General features: G+C 35.3%; 10 protein-coding genes. 1 reads left to right on the top strand and 9 read right to left on the bottom strand.

Annotated features, from left to right (window positions below):
- Positions 1-44: 44 nt before the first annotated feature.
- The 6 genes from JE46_RS17130 to JE46_RS17155 all read right to left on the bottom strand — a co-directional run bounded on the left by JE46_RS17130 (position 45) and on the right by JE46_RS17155 (position 8872).
- Positions 45-2294: a S9 family peptidase gene (locus tag JE46_RS17130; protein ID WP_031456504.1), complete on the bottom strand. Its 2250-nt coding sequence runs from the start codon at positions 2292-2294 to the stop codon at positions 45-47.
- A gap of 190 nt (positions 2295-2484) precedes the next feature.
- Entirely contained in the window at positions 2485-3894 is a 1410-nt protein-coding gene (locus tag JE46_RS17135; protein WP_031456505.1) for an APC family permease, read from the bottom strand.
- A gap of 156 nt (positions 3895-4050) precedes the next feature.
- Positions 4051-5286 carry an NAD(P)/FAD-dependent oxidoreductase gene (locus JE46_RS17140; RefSeq protein WP_031456506.1) on the bottom strand — a complete coding sequence of 412 codons (1236 nt, stop codon included), beginning with the start codon at positions 5284-5286 and terminating at the stop codon, positions 4051-4053.
- A gap of 65 nt (positions 5287-5351) precedes the next feature.
- Positions 5352-6362 (bottom strand): 4-hydroxyproline epimerase, encoded by a 1011-nt coding sequence (locus tag JE46_RS17145; RefSeq protein ID WP_031456507.1) that lies wholly within the window; start codon positions 6360-6362, stop codon positions 5352-5354.
- A 3-nt stretch (positions 6363-6365) separates the two neighbouring features.
- A complete protein-coding gene (locus JE46_RS17150; protein ID WP_031456508.1) occupies positions 6366-7934 on the bottom strand; it encodes an aldehyde dehydrogenase (NADP(+)) in 1569 nt (522 codons plus the stop codon).
- 23 nt (positions 7935-7957) lie between these two features.
- Positions 7958-8872 carry a dihydrodipicolinate synthase family protein gene (locus JE46_RS17155; RefSeq protein ID WP_031456509.1) on the bottom strand — a complete coding sequence of 305 codons (915 nt, stop codon included), beginning with the start codon at positions 8870-8872 and terminating at the stop codon, positions 7958-7960.
- Positions 8873-9009: 137 nt separating this feature from the next.
- On the opposite strand from JE46_RS17155, the gene JE46_RS17160 reads away from it, so the two are divergent.
- Positions 9010-9852 (top strand): AraC family transcriptional regulator, encoded by an 843-nt coding sequence (locus JE46_RS17160; RefSeq protein ID WP_031456510.1) that lies wholly within the window; start codon positions 9010-9012, stop codon positions 9850-9852.
- A gap of 70 nt (positions 9853-9922) precedes the next feature.
- Here JE46_RS17160 and JE46_RS17165 read toward each other — a convergent pair whose 3' ends face one another.
- The 3 genes from JE46_RS17165 to JE46_RS17175 form a co-directional block, all read right to left on the bottom strand.
- The gene (locus JE46_RS17165; protein ID WP_031456511.1) at positions 9923-11512 is read right to left on the bottom strand and encodes a M61 family metallopeptidase; all 1590 of its coding nucleotides are present in this window, start codon (positions 11510-11512) and stop codon (positions 9923-9925) included.
- A gap of 96 nt (positions 11513-11608) precedes the next feature.
- On the bottom strand, positions 11609-13237 hold the full coding sequence (locus JE46_RS17170) for a RagB/SusD family nutrient uptake outer membrane protein (protein WP_031456512.1): 1629 nt from the start codon (positions 13235-13237) through the stop codon (positions 11609-11611).
- An 11-nt stretch (positions 13238-13248) separates the two neighbouring features.
- Entirely contained in the window at positions 13249-16242 is a 2994-nt protein-coding gene (locus JE46_RS17175) for a SusC/RagA family TonB-linked outer membrane protein (protein WP_035136760.1), read from the bottom strand.
- Between the last annotated feature and the right edge of the window lie 54 nt (positions 16243-16296).

The following is a 16296-nucleotide window of genomic DNA, read 5'->3' on the forward strand; positions in this document are numbered from 1 at the left end:
TTGTGATTTACAAAATCTCTTTATTTTCTCTTTTCAGAAATTTTCTACTTATAAATTTCTTCCCAGGCTGGCGGTATAACTCCTAATAAATGCTGTACAAAATAATCCCTGCGTTTGCGTTCACCAAAATCGCCTCCGGCAGAATGCCCCATTCCCGGAACGGTTACCAATTCAAAATTTTTATTGGCTTTGATTAAAGCATTTGCAAACTGCATGGTTGAAGCAGGATCTACATTATCGTCTAATTCTCCAAGAATCAACATTAAATTTCCGTTCAATTGTGCCGCATTAGTAGTATTCGAGCAAGCTTCATATTCTGGCCCAACCGGGTATCCCATCCATTGTTCGTTCCACCACATTTTGTCCATTCGATTATCGTGACAGCCACAAGACGCTACGGCAACATCATAAAAATCAGAATTAAAGACCAAAGCAGCACCGGCATTTTGTCCTCCGGCTGATGTTCCGTGGATGCCTACTTTATCAATATTCATATAAGGATATTTGGCAGCAGCCGCTTTCATCCAGAGCTTTCTATCGGGAAAACCGGCATCTTTGAGGTTTTTATAACAAACATCATGAAAAGCTTTTGAACGGTTTGAAGTTCCCATTCCGTCAATCTGAACTACAATGAATCCTAATTCAGCCAAAGATGACATGGCCCAATAGTAGGATTGAAAATTCTTTGGAACAAATGAATCCTGAGGACCTGCATAAATATATTCAATGATTGGATATTTACGATTTGGGTCAAAAGTGGTTGGACGTACGATTACGCCCCAAATATCGGTTTTGCCGTCTCTTCCTTTGGCTGTAAAAACTTCAGGAGCTATCCATCCTGTTTTTTGTAATGCCGAAATATCTGCCTTTTGCATTTCTAAAATCGTTTTTTGTGTATCGATGCTTTTCAAAACGGTAATCGGGGGTAAATCTACTCTTGAATACTGATCGACATAATATTTATAATCAGGTGAAAAAGTAACTTTATGATTGCCATTTTCAGTCGTTAACCGGGTAAAGTTTTTGCCATTAAAATCGATTCGGCAAAATTGTAACAAATATGGGTCCTGATTGCTGTCTAAACCGCTGGCCGTAAAATAGATTTGTTTTTTCTCTTCATCAACTTTTAGCACTTCCCGAATGGGCCAGCTTCCTTTTGTAATTTGATTTTTGACTTTTCCGGTAAGGGCATCGTACAAATACAAATGATTCCATCCATCACGTTCTGATGCCCAAATGATTTCATTGTTTTTTTTGATGTCGTAACGGTATCTTTTGCCACTGTATTCTACAAATGTTGGACTTGTTTCTTCTATAATAACTTTAACTTTTCCGGTTGTTGCATTGACCTCCAAAATACGATACACCTGATGTCCTCTTTGATTGTATTCAAAAGTGAAAGCGCTGCTGTCGTCTTTCCATTCAATTCCGGAAATGTCGTATTGCTCCTGAAATAAATCGGTTGCCACCGGAATTTGCTTTTTTGAAGCCACTACAAACAATTGCGGACTTTTAAAAGGCAGCTGATCACCCGGTTTTAAATAATCACGGGTTTGTAATTTTGGCTGAAACTGATCTTTTGGGCTTGATTCAACAAAATAGATTTTATGATCCTCGCCCGGACGTACTTTATAAGCCATAATAGTTTTGCTGTTTGGCGACCATTGCAAATATGACGAATAATAAAATCCTTTTGAACCGTCGTAACTCAGTTGGGTTTCTGTTTTTGTTTTTTTGTCTTTAATAAATAAATTATAGTTTTTTATAAACCCAACATACAAGGAATCCGGAGAACCAACAGGTTTATTGCCCAATTCATCAAAGTTATCTCCCCAATAATCCTCTTTTTTTAACGGCTTTTTATAGTCGCCGGTTTTCGTTAATTCACTCGTATTCAGATTATATAAAAATTTCAATGCTTCGGTTGTAAAAACTAATGTTGACAGGTTTTTATCAAATTCTAAATTTTCAATCGGAAGATCTTTATAATTTACTTCTTTACCTAAAATCTTTGACAATGACTGTGCTAATTTAGTATGATCAAAAGCTAATGCCTGCTTGTGATTTTTCGCATCAGCCAAAATAAATTCTTTTCCTTTCAATACATTATTACTGTACCATACGTAGTCATTCCCAATCCAATGAAACTCTTTTGGTGTATGGATTACTTTGTTCTTAAATAACGAATCGACGGCATTCGCTCTCTTGTACTCCTTTAACGTACCCTGAGCCTGAGCGATGAAACACCACGAAAGTGTTAAAAACACACTTATTTTTTTATTAGTTGTCTTCATAATTTTAATAATAATAAAAATATGTATTATTTATTGACGAATATGGGTTAATATTAGCATATAGTAAGATTATATTACCCATAGAAATAAGAATGTGATAAAAAACAGTTATTAAATACTAATTTGTATTGAAACGATAGACCTAACAGGTTTTAAAAACCTGTTAGGTCTCCAATAAACGTCAAATTAATTAGTAATTTTTTTCTTTTATCAAATAGTAAATCGGAATCCCAATTAGCATAATCAAAACACCCCATCCACAAGTAGAAAATTTTGTAAACAATAACGACACACACACTGCTGAGGCTATTATAATATACAATAAAGGTAAAAAGGGATAACCTAAAGCTTTATAAGGACGAACTGCATCCGGCATTTTTTTGCGGAGAATGATAATTCCGTAAATGGTCAGGATGTAAAAGATAAGTACGATGATAATTACAAAGTCTAATAAATCACCGTATTTACCGGTAAGACACAATACAGAAGCCCATAAACATTGTGCCCAAAGTGCCCACGAAGGAACACTATTGCCATTAAGATGAGCTGCTTTTTTAAAAAACAAACCATCTTTTGCCATTGTATAATAGACTCTTGCTCCTGCCATAATCAATCCGTTGTTACAGGCGAATGTTGAAATCATAATCATGAGTGCAATAATCAGTGTTCCGATATCTCCAAAAATATATTGAGCAGCCACCACCGCTACCCTGTCTGATTTTGCTCCGGCTATTTCGTTTAGCGGAATTACGGCAACGTACATTAAATTGGTCAATACATAAATTATAGTCACAATGAAAGTTCCTAAGAGCATGCTTAATCCCACATTGCGTTTTGGATTTTTAATTTCTCCGGCAATGAAGGTTACACCTGTCCAGGAATCGCTGGAAAACAAAGTTCCGACCATAGCTGCAGAAATTCCGGAAATTAAAGCTGTAGTACCAATTGGCATCCATGAACCTGATTCGGTATTAAACGCATGCGGTGTCCAGGCATCTGTCCAGTTGGCATTCCAAACAGAAGCTTTAGCGGCTAAAGTAAATCCGAAAATAATTAATCCTGAAATTGACAGAATTTTTATAATGGTTAAAATCGTTTGCAGAATTTTGCTGTTTTTTACACCCCTAGTATTCAGATAAGTTAGAAAAACAATCGTTATTATAGAAACAATCTGAGCAACATTAAGCTTGAAACTTCCTAGTTCATATAAGATATTTTCATCACTGACTGCGGGAATCAAATACGCTGCAAATTTAGAAAAGGCAACTCCCACTGCTGCAATTGTTCCGGTTTGTATAACGGCAAAAAAACTCCAGCCGTACAAAAACGCTATTAATTTATTGTAAGCCTCTTTTAAATACACATATTGTCCGCCTGCATTTGGAAACATGGCGCTTAATTCGCCATAACTTACAGCGGCAATCATGGTAATTAATCCTGAAATCAGCCAGATTAAAACGAGCCACCCCGTAGAACCGACCTGTCTGGCAATATCAGCACTCACGATGAATATTCCTGAGCCAATCATGGAGCCTACTACAAGCATAGTTCCGTCTAAAAGGCCGAGTTCTTTTTTAAATTCTTCCTTGTTATTTGTCATTTTTGGTTTGTTTGTTTGGTTGTTTTTTGTTTAGGTATGCAGAATTCTATTTTTAAAACCTAAATCTGGTTAATGATTTAAGTTTTTGAATCATCATGTAAAAATTGTATGCAAAAAAAAATCAGCTTCATTTTGATTAAACATGAAGCTGACTTTTTAGAGTTGAAACATTTGAGTATTGACAGAAGTTGGCTTTTCAGAAATAATCTCGGCCACTATTTTTCCCGTTGCCGGAGCCAGACTTAATCCCATCATTGCATGTCCTGTTACTACTGTCAAATTTTTAAGTTTTTTATCCCGGGCTATAATTGGCATTCCCGAAGGTGTACAAGGTCTGAAGCCAAACCATGTATCTTCTTCTTTTGGCATTTCTATTTTTAAATCAGGATAGAAATCATTGATCGAATTCACAATTCCCTGTAACCTGTTTTGATTAATTTTGGTATCGTTTGTATGTGTAATTTCCATAGTTCCGCCAAAACGAATATCATTGTTCATAGGTGTGACAGCCACTTTTCCTTCACATAAAATACTTGGGATTGATGGCTTGTGATTCTGGTCTTTTAACGTAAAACTATATCCTTTTCCTGGCAAAATTGAAATATTGACATTCAGTTTCTTAGCAATATTCGGACTCCAGGAACCAGTTGCCAAAACCATTTCATCTGTTGTAAAATTGCCTTTGTCGGTAATAATTTCTGCAATAGTATTATTCTTAATAACAAAATCTATTACGCTTGTCTGCGAATGAATTTCTACATTCAGTGTCTTCAGTTCGTCTTTTAAAAACTGCATAAACTTTTGCGGATAGATGTGTGCATCGCTTTTGTAATGAACACCACCAATAACATTTGTAGCGGTTCCTTTCTCTAAATTTGAAACTTCCTCTTTGGAAAGAAAATCAACTTCTAAACCTAAATCTTCTGCCAGCTTTCCTTCGTGATAAATTTCTTCTGCGGTTTTATCCGTTTTATAAAGCATCAAAAGCCCTTTTTCTTCATAGAAAAAAGAATTATTCTGTTTTGCCAGATCCTGATAGAGTTCCTTACTTAGAAGTGATAAATCGCAAAGTGCGGGCATCGCTTTTTCTACATGTTTCAAATTGGCATGTTTGTAAAACTTTAATCCCCAATTCATTAAATCTAAATTTAATCTGGGTTTCACATAGAACGGACTGTGGCTATCAAACATCCATTTTATTCCCTGTGCAATCATTCCGGGCTGAGCCAGCGGGATGATGTGCGACGGAACAATCATGCCTGCATTTCCGTAAGAACAGCCATCATTCATATCTGATTTATCAAAAACAACTACTTCATAACCTTCTTTAGCCAAATAATAAGCTGAACATAAGCCTATTATTCCTCCGCCAATTATACTTACTTTTTTCATTATTATTCTAAATTTAAAATTTGGCGATAAGATTTTTTTCAACCTTTGAATTATAGTTTATTTTTTTAAATCACCTGAAATCCAAATGCATACGGATCATCCTCTTCGTCAATGATAATATTGTTATAACCGTAGACTTTTGCCCAGCCCTGAATACTTGGCACAATGGCTTTTATATCTCCTATGGCGGTTTCTTCTTCGACTCGTCCAATAAACTTGCTTCCAATAAAACTTTCGTGAATATAATCTTCTCCCTTTTTAAGTTTTCCTTTGGCATGAAGCTGTGCAATTCTGGCTGAAGTTCCGGTTCCGCAAGGTGAGCGATCGATAGCTTTATCGCCATAAAACACGGCATTTCTGCCTGACGAAGCCGGATCGATTGGATCGCCTGTCCAGAGCATATGACTTACATCACGAATCGTATCATTTTCGGGATGAATGAAAAGATTTGGGTATTTCTCGTTAATTCGTTTGCGGACTTCCTGGCTGTATTGCACAATTTTTCCGGCTGTAAAATCCTGAATCCCTGAAAAATGAGGCTGTGGGTCTACAATGGCGTAATAATTTCCTCCGTAAGCCACATCAAAAACAATCTCGCCCAGTTCCGGACAATCAACTGTCAGACCTTCAGCTGCCAGATACGATTTTACGTTTGTCAAACGTACCCAGTCTACTTTCTTTCCCGTTTGCTGGTATTCAATCTGAACTAAACCTGCTGGTGCTTCCATTTTTATTTTACCTGGAATTTTAGGAACAACTAATCCTTCTTCGATAGCAATTGTGATGGTTCCAATGGTTCCGTGTCCACACATTGGCAGACAGCCTGAAGTTTCGATAAACAAAATTCCAAAATCATTTTCAGGATTGCTTGGCGGATACAAAATACTCCCGCTCATCATGTCATGTCCTCTCGGTTCAAACATAAGTCCTTTGCGAATCCAGTCATATTCTTTTAAGAAGTGCTGCCGTTTTTCACTCATATTGTCTCCAACGAGATTTGGGCCTCCACCGGCCACCACTCGCACCGGATTTCCGCAAGTATGTGCATCAACGCAAAAAAAGGTTTTTCTGGGCATATATTAAATAGGATTCTGGGTTATTATATCATTTACTGTTCTGTTAATTCCTAATGGGTTTTCATTCTGCAAAGCAACGGGCAATACTTTATTTGGCCAATCCTGAAACGTAACCGGACGAACCCATCTTTTTACTGCCGTTAATCCTACCGAAGTAAATTTATTGTCAGAACTTGCAGGAAAAGGTCCGCCATGTGTCATTCCCGAGCAAACCTCAACTCCTGTAGGTACATTGTTAAAGATTAATCTCCCTACCTTATTTTTAAGGTTTTGGATTACTTCTTTGAAATCTTTTAATTCACTTTCATCCGAATTTAAAATAGTACCTGTGAGCTGTCCTTCCAGATTTTCAATAATTGTATTCAATTGCTGAATATCATCACATTTAACAACCACAGAAAAAGGCCCAAAAACCTCCTTATGAAATGTTTTATTTTTTAAAAAGGTATTTCCATTTACCGTGATTACATTTTGCAGAGCATAGTTTGGCTTTACCTCTTTCTTTAAATTTGTCTGCTGCGTATAACCTTCCTGTCCAAGAACTTCTGATTTCAGGATTTCATATTTAGCTTTAATATCGGGATGCAGCATACAGGCTGGCTCTAATTTGTCTGTCTCTAAAGCTAAAATAGTAATAAAATTCTCTAATTCATTACTATTTATTCCTAAAATAAGTCCAGGATTGGTGCAAAACTGACCTGTTCCTGCTACAATAGATGCAGCGTAGTTTTTAGCCCATTTTTCGCTCTCGAGTTTTAAGGCCGATGGTAAAATTACCACTGGATTAATGCTTCCCATCTCTGCATAAACCGGAATCGGAACAGATCTGTTGGCTGCAATTTTACAAAGAGCAGTTCCTCCTGTAATACTTCCTGTAAAACCAACCGCTTTTACAGAGGAATGTTCAACCAAAGCTTTTCCTACCTCGATACCGCTGCTGTTTAGGTTCGAAAAAACACCATTTGGCATTCCGGTTCTTTGAGCTGCTTTGATAATTGCCGAAGATACCAATTCGCCAGTTCCCGCATGAAGAGGGTGTGATTTTACAATAACCGGACAACCTGAAGCCAAGGCGCTCGCAGTATCACCACCGGCGGTAGAGAAAGCCAGCGGAAAATTACTGGCCCCAAAAACCACTACAGGACCAAGCGGAATCTGCATTCTGCGAATATCCGGTTTTCCGTCTGTTTTGTTGATAATCGCTTCTACCCAGGAACCTTCTCTAAGCATTGTGGCAAAGGCTCTCAATTGTCCGGTTGTTCTCCCGCGTTCACCATTGGCTCTGCCGGCTGGAAGACCTGATTCCTGAATATAAGTCGTTAATAAATCATCCCCTAAAACTTCAATTTCATCAGCAATAGCATCCAGAAAATCAGCTTTTTTGGTGTCTTCAATTGTTCCGTATATTTTAAAAGCTTCTTCGGCTAAAGCTACAGCCTGAGCAATTTCGTCTTGAGAAGCTTCATAAAAAACAGTTTCATTTGCGGAATTCTCTTCCGGATTTATGGTCTTAAATGTAGTTTTACCTTTTGCGGAAAGCGTTTCTCCAATATAATTTTGTCCTGTAGTCATAGCAGCTTTCTTTTAAAATTTGATTAAATGTTTTTGTAAGCCGGCAAAATGGGTCTGTTTTTCATTGCATTGTCAATAATTGCTAACACGCGTTCTCTCTCTGCTCCCTGCAATGGAAGCCTTGGCGCTCTTACGTTTTCTGTACCAAGTCCGGTAGCAACCTCAGCCAATTTAATATTTTGTACCAGTTGAGGAGAAATATCCAGTTCAAGTAATGGCATAAACCATCTGTAAATAGCCAAAGCTTCTTCTACTCTTCCTGCTTTTACCAGTTTATAAATAGCAACTGTTTCAGCAGGATATGCCACTACTAAACCGGCAACCCATCCATCGGCTCCTGCTACTATGCTTTCAAGCGCTAATGTATCTACACCACAAAGTACTTTTAAACGGTTTCCAAAACGGTTTCTGATTCTTGTTACGTTGCTAATATCTCTTGTAGATTCTTTAACCGCCTGAATATTATCAAGTTTTAATAACTCTTCGAACATATCTAGTGTTACCTCAATTTTATAATCTACAGGATTATTGTAAATCATAATAGGCAGCGATGTACTTTTTGCAATCTCCTGAAAATAAACAACCGTTTCATAATCGGTTGCTTTGTATCGCATTGGAGGCAGTAACATCAAACCATTTACACCTAACTCTTCGGCACGTTTTGCCAAAGTAATGGCCTCACTGGTTGTTTGCTCGGCAATGTTTACGATAACCGGAATTTTTCCTGCTGCTATTCTTAATGTGTTATTAATTAAAACCTCTTTTTCTTCTTTTGTCAATGTACTGGCTTCTCCCAGAGTTCCGCCTAATATAATTCCATTAACTCCAGCCTCAATTTGGGCTTCAATATTTTTTTCGAACATTACGAGGTCTAATTGACCTTCTTCTGTAAACTTAGTCGTTACAGCTGGCATTACGCCTTCCCAGTTTATCTTCATATCATAATTTTTATCAAAAATAAAACTTATAAAAAGAGACGTCTTTGTTATTATTAGCCTTTATCAGGACTATATTACCCCATCTATTGTATAATTTGATTTTTTTGATAATATTTACATAACAAAAAACTAATCCCTTGAAAATCTTACCATTTAAAATTCCAAAAACAGAGAGAGAAGCGCTGATTTATCAGGAAGATATTGAGCGTGTTTTTTATGATCAGCTGCACCAGCATGAAGAAATTCAAATTAGTTATATCATGAAAGGTGCCGGTTCACTGATTGTTGGAGATTCAATTAATGATTACAAGGAAGATGATATCCTGGTCATTGGTGAAAATGTGCCCCATGTTTTCAGGAGTAATGTTGAAGCAAGTCCTGAGTCTGTAATGCTGACTTTGTTTTTTACCAAAACTTCTTTCGGGAAAGATTTTTTCAGCCTTAACGATATGAGTAGTGTCGAAGATTTTTTTAAGGAATCTGAATACGGAATGAAAATCCTTTCGAACCACAAAAAAATCATCCATCATTTTGAGAAGCTGAAAAAGCAGAATAAAATACAGCGAATCGCCTCTTTTTTAAAAATTATAAACATCATTATTTCTTCTGAAAAAACTCCTCTGTCTTCTTTTGTTTACAAGAAAAAATATACTGATGATGAAGGAAGAAGAATGAGTGCTGTTTTTGAATATGCGATTGAATATTACCATCAGAATATAACGCTGGAAGAAGTGGCAGAGAAAGCCAATATGAGTAAAAATGCTTTTTGCAGGTACTTTAAAAAACGTACCAATAAAACTTTTTTTCAGTTTCTGATTGAAATCCGAATTGAAAATGCGTGTAAATTACTGCATCATAAAAAAGATCTTTCTATAGCCTCCATATCTGAATTGTGCGGGTTTCAGGATATTGCCAACTTCAACAGGAAGTTTAAGGAACTGAAGGGAATTTCACCTTCGCATTACCGTGCACAGTTTTAAGATTTTTTTTTCACGCAGATTTTGCAGATGATAGCTTAAATCTGCGTGAAAAAAACTCAACTCACGTATTTTAAAGTTTAAAAATAGCTTTTCTAATTTCTAATTGTAAACCCGAAGCTTCTGGCAGTTCCTTGATTTTAAAACTTCTTTCGATTACATTTTCTTTTTTAGCCGAAGTATTTATCGGACTTAAGTCAACCTGAAGTCCTGCGTATTTTAGATATTTTTGATAATCAATTTCGTTTACCGTTTCAACATACGATCTTATTTCAGTTAAAGGATTTCCAGCTATTTGTTCAGCGATTTGCCAAAATTCAGCTTCGGTAAAACCCCTTTGCTTCTTCTCATAAAATTCATTGTACAAATAACGCATTACATCATCTAATGATTTTTGATTTCTTGTATTATTTCTAATTTCTAAATCTAACAGAAAACCAATTATTGGTCCTTTATTGTAATACGATATTGTGGTTTGCTGCGCATTGCTTTCACGGTTAAAAAAATTCAGCCAAATATCAAAACTTGATCTGGATAACGACATGTGTTTATTTCCTTCAATATTTTCGTATCGTTTTATGGATTCTGTAATATACTTTAAAGCTTCATTGCCATCAAGCAAACCTGCTTTCATCATAATAATGTATTCGTAATAAACTGTAAAACCTTCGGAGACCCATAACAGAGAAGTATAATTTTCTTTGTTGTAATCAAACGGTCCTAATTCTATTGGACGAATGGCTTTTACATTATAAAGATGGAAATATTCATGTGTTACAAAATTCAGAAAATCAGTGTATTCTTCATTGTTTTTAAAATCGAATGTTCCGTTGGTAAAAATAGCCTGCGAATTCCAGTGCTCCAATCCTCCGCCTCCTGCTTCCATCATAATGTAGCAGTAATCATCATAAGGAACTTTTTTCATGATGGCAGTTGTTGCCGTCATGATTTTTTTGAGATCTGAAGTGAATTTTTCTTCGTTTAACCCTTGTGGAGTTGCAATTCCTAAAGAATATGATTTTTCTTCATGCTTAAAATTGATAATTTTTTGATTGCCTAAATATATCGGACTATCATACAAAATATCCATATTTTTAGCTGTAAAAATAAAACTGTCCGGAGCAGCAGATTGTAATCCTGTTGAGATTTTTTTCCAGTTTTTATACGGATTAATCGTCAGCGTTACGGGATTATTTATCGCATTTTCTACATGCATAAAAATAGTATTAGGCATTAAAAAAGCTTTATCTGCATCTACTAATGATTCTGCTACCGATTTTTTGTTGGCAAAAACGCGGTATTTGACGGTTATTTTAGAATTTTCCCCGTTTTCTGCCACCCAGCAGTTTTTAGTTTTTTTATGCCAGTTTATTTTGTTACCATTGGCATCTGTTACGTCAAAATCTATAATATAGCGCGGTGTATCTAAAATCAGATAATATCCAGGCGTCCAGACCGGAAGTACTAAATTAGTTTGTGCCGATGAAAGGTTTTCAAAATCTAAAACCACTTCGAGATAATGAGATTCTGGATCTTTAAAGGAAACTGAATAATTTTGTTTTATCTCTGCATTGACTGCTTTTTCCGATGTTTTACAAGAAATTGCGATTTGAAAAACAAGCAGACAAAAACAAATTTTTATGATGTCTATTGTATATTTCATAATGATATTACTTTAAAATGAAAAGCCATCCCTGAACAGGAACAGCTTTTCACACACTTATAATTACAAGCAACCAACTTGTAAAAGTTTAATATTTTATGGCAGGTAACCCGGATTTTGTTTTAAATTGCTGTTTCTTTCCAATTGAACTTTCGGTATTGGAAGAATAGCTCTGAAAGCACCGGCAGGATTGGCTTTCTTTGAAAACCATGATTTTTTTGAATATACTCCAAATCGTATTAAATCTTGTTTTCTATGAGCTTCACCAACGAATTCCCAAGCTAATTCATCAAGGAAACCTCCGTAAGCAATATCCGCTCCTCCTTCGTAATTTGTAATTACTCCTGCTTTATACGTACCGTATTGATAAACACTTCCTCCTAACAGTTTCGCTCCTGTAACAGTTGCTTTGGCCGGATTAGTCTTTCTAAAGTTTCTTTCTCTTACTTTTGTGACAATTACTGCAGCGCCGGCAGCATCTCCTGTTCTTAATAAACACTCGGCTTTAATCATCATAGCATCGGCTAATCTGTAAAAAGGAACATCATTACTCAATTGTGCAATTTGACCTTTACCAATTTCATATTTAACCATTCTATACCCTTCGTTAGGTTCGCAGCCATTAACATCTGTCAAGTAATTAAGATACTCGAATTGTATCTTTTTATTTGAATCATTTGGATCAGTTATCATTATTGGTTCTCCTTTACTATCAAACTGTTTTCCTCCTAACCAGGAATCTTTTAATCTTTGATCATCAGGATCATAAGTATCTATAAATTGAGGTATTCCACCAGAACCATTCCAGGGTCCTCCAGCTAATTCATAAGTTGCCTGACTTGGAGCCGCTAATGTTTTAAATGGCCAGTAACTTCCACCTGCTTTTTTTTGATCAAAAGGAATAGAAAATATCTGTTCTGAAGAAAATTGATTTTCTATTATGAAATTATCCAAATAATTAGTTGTCAAAGCAAACCCACCATTATTTATAACATCATTAACTTCAGCTAAAGCTTCGTTCCATTTTGGCGTTCCTATATAAACCTCAGCATTTAAATACAGTTTTGCCAAAGTCATCTCAGCAGCCCATTTTGTAACTTTCCCATAATTTTTAGATTCTTTCTTATCACTTAAATAAGGCAAAGCTGCTTTTAGTTCACTTTCTACAAAATCATATACTTCTTTACCTGTATTTTGTTCTGGCAAATATCCTTTAGGTAAATCATATTTGGTTACAATAGGAACATTTCTAAAATTATCTAATAATAAATAATAATAAATAGCTCTTAAAGCTCTTAGTTCCTGAAAAACAGTTTCTTTATTTTCAAGATCCGGTATTTGTTCTATCTGAAAAATAGCTTTATTGACATTATTTACACCACCAAACAAATAAGCCCAATTCCCTTCTGCATGAGGTAGCGGAGCCTCATAGGTGTGTTGGTGCATTGTAATGTAATAATCTCCCCAGCCAATACCGTTTCTTAATGGCGTTACTATTAAATCTGATGATTCTTCGTATAAACAAAATGCCGCATCCCAGCCCCAATAAACCTCTCTTAATGACGTATAAGCTGGTGCCATAAGACTTGCCAGATCTTCTGCCTTAAATTTAGTTTCCTCACCAATTACTGTATCATAAACATTCTCATCTAAATCGGTGCATCCTGTTCCTAAAAGCAGTAAGCCCGAAGCAAGGATTTTGTATATTATATTTTTATTTTTCATTTTGAATTAATTTAAAAAGTTACATTTAATCCCAAAGTCATCCCCGTTATACTTGGATATTTATCCCTATTATCCATTCCTTGAGACGTAGGGTCTTCTCTTTTTATTTCAGGATCTAAACCTTTGTATTTTGTAAACGTGGCTAAGTTATTCCCGGATACATACAATCGCATTGCATTGATGAATTTAAACGGCTTAACATCAAAATTATAAGATAAAGTTATGTTGTCAACCTTTACATAATCTCCTTGTTCAATATAATAACTTACATAAGTTGGATTATAATTTAGTACTGCCTTACCATACACTTTGTCAGATGTACTGGATAGCATATTATAATCGGTTTTAGAATTTCCATAAAACATACGTTGACTATTTAGTATTTGAAAATCGAAAGCTCCTGTGAGCACCATACTTAAATCAAAGTTTTTGTAGCTAAAAGTATTGGTCCAACCTGCATAATATTGCGGAATACCATTGCCTAAATATTGCTTATTAGTATCATTGTACATAGAAGGATCAAGTGTTTTCCTTGTACCATCCGGCAATTCAACAATCCATTGTCCATCATCAGTAATATCTACCGATTTTAACCCCCAAAAATTACCTAATGATTGTCCAACTTCTAATCTATGAGTATCAAATGAAATAGGATCTCCAGTATTTCCTCTATTAACATAATCTCCTTCAATTTGATATAAATTATTAGAAAGACTTGTTAACTTATTTTTATTGTGTGAAAAAGTCATTGAGGAATTCCAAAGAAAATCATCTGTTTTTACAGGAATTGTATTAAGAAGAATTTCGATACCTTTATTTTCCATTTTCCCAACATTGGCAATAGTCGAATCATATATATTAGGAGGTCTTGGCACAGCGTATCTCCATAACATATCACTTGTTTTTTTACTATACACATCAACACTTCCGCTAATTCTATTATTGAAAAATCCAAAATCAAGACCTATATTTACTTCTGTCGTTTTCTCCCAACGCAAATCAGGATTAGGGTTACTTACTGGTTCCAATCCTCTCACCCATTTTCCATCATTATAAAAATAGTCTCCATAATTGTACAATGTCAGTGACATATAAGGATCGTTAGGAATTACTCCTGTTACTCCATAACCTGCTCTTAATTTTAAAGCATTTACAATTTCAACATCTTTTAAGAAAGACTCCTTATTAATACTCCATCCTGCAGAAACCGCAGGGAAATTTCCCCATTGGTAATTTGCACCAAATTTAGAAGAACCTTCTCTCCTGATACTAACTAATAAATCGTATTTACTATTAAAGTTATAGTTAACTCTACCAAAGAATCCAATTAATGTATTATCATCTTTATAACTTCCCATCCCTGCTAATCCATCCGTCAAAGCATTTCCTGAACCCAAATTATTATAGGAAAAAGCATCAGTAGGAAAATCAGAATTACTGGCCGAAAATCCTTGATTTACGATATATTGATAACTATAGCCTCCTAATACGGTAAACTCATGCTTATCTAAAATTTTATGGTATTTGGATGTTATCTCAACTAAATCAGTATCCGTCGTACCTGTATTCCTTGAAGCCACACCATTTCGGGAATTTATCGTATTTGAATAATGTTTTTTGGTTTCTGCGTATCCGTTTAAGCCCGTGTTTTTATTCTTTGAAAATTGTGCCCCTACATCCCATCCTGGCAATAAATCAAGTGTCAGATTCGCTGTAAATCTTTGCCATGTATTATTTCTATCTTCTATTGTTTCATTTATAATGCCTACAGGATTATAATATTGAAACTTTGTTTGACCATCTTCTTTTTCAAGATAAGTTCCATCTGAATTATATATAGGCGCACTAGGATTTCTAATCATTGCCTGTCTGTAGGCATAAGCTACTGTTCCTTCTGAAAGCCCCATATTTTGGGTTCCATTTAGTAAGTTCAAATTAATTTTTAACTTATCATTGAACATGCTATGATTAACATCAAATGAGAATCGATACTCTTTATTAAATGTATTAGTAAAAACACCGGTTTCATCTATATAATTAAGATTCACAGTATAGTTTGTTTTAACATTTCCTCCTTTTAAAGCTAAATTATGATTTTGAGCAAATCCACTTCCTGAAATTTGATCCAGCCAATTGGTATCAGCACCACCATCTTTATAAGGTATTCTTAATCCCTGAGCGCGAAAATTTCTTTGTTGTGTAGCATCTAAAAAATCAGCTTTATTATAAAAATTACTTATTGTAGCAAATGTTGAATAGGTAATAGTGGGTGCGATATCTTTGTTTACCGTTTTTGTGGTAATAAGAATAACCCCATTTGCACCTCTTGTTCCATAAATTGCTGCTGCAGAAGCATCTTTCAATATATCGATAGAAGCAATGTCATTTGGAGCAACGGTATTCATACCTCCCGGCACACCATTAATTAAGACCAAAGGACCAGCGTTTCCTTGTAAAGTAGAAACTCCACGCAATGAAATATTAGATGATGCTGCCGGATCACCGGAACCATTACTAATAGTTAAACCCGCCACTTTACCTCTAATAAGATCTGAAGCATCTCTAATAGCACCTCTTGTAAAATCCTTTTCTTTTATAGTAGCAATAGCACTGGTTACTCTTTCTTTTTTTTGAGTTCCGTATCCTACAACAACAACTTCTGTTAATTCATTTAAGTCAGATTCTAAAATTACATTGAGAGTCTTTCCGTCTGGTTGTACTTCTTTTCTTTTTAATCCTACATAAGAAAAAACTAATATTACGTTGTTTCCTTTAGTAGTAATTTCAAAATTTCCATCAAAATCACTTGTAACTGCATTGGTTGTGTTTTTCTCTAAAACGGATACCCCAGGAAGAGGTAGATGATTTACATCTGTAATTTTACCACTAATTTTCTGTTGAGAAAAAGAGCAAAAAACAACAAACAAAAACAAAATAGTAAAGAACATCTTATTTCTGGAATAAGGTATCTCTGTACTTTTAAAAGCTTGTGTGGTTGGTTTCATAATTTAAACAGTTTGGTTTGTGTATTATTAACACTTGTAAAATTATGTTAAAAC

This window comes from Flavobacterium chungangense LMG 26729, assembly GCF_000735715.2.
GTDB lineage: Bacteria > Bacteroidota > Bacteroidia > Flavobacteriales > Flavobacteriaceae > Flavobacterium > Flavobacterium chungangense.